A 263-nucleotide genomic window follows, 5' to 3' on the forward strand; every position below is an offset into this window, starting at 1 on the left:
CTTCATAAGTTGATGGTGTAGGTAATAGAAAGACCCTAATTCCAGCGGCGCGAAGCTGCTCTACGCGACCTGCATCGCTCCAATTAGCGGCAAACACGAGGTCAGGTTGATTGACTAAGATTTGTTCGACATTGAGGTCGAGACGAGGAATTGTCGTTGACATCTTTCCTGCTACTGCAGAGAAGTGTTTATCATCCACTAGATTGGTGACAGAACTGAACTGCTGGGGCTCTATTAAATCCAGCAACACTTCATCACTGAAT

The 263-nt window shown here is 46.0% G+C and carries 1 pseudogene; it reads right to left on the reverse strand.

The annotated features are described in order from the left end of the window. Positions 1-263: pseudogene (locus AB4585_RS28800) on the reverse strand (ABC transporter substrate-binding protein); the annotation flags it as partial.

This window comes from Vibrio sp. 10N.222.49.C9 (assembly GCF_041474985.1).
GTDB classification, from domain to species: Bacteria; Pseudomonadota; Gammaproteobacteria; order Enterobacterales; family Vibrionaceae; genus Vibrio; species Vibrio crassostreae_C.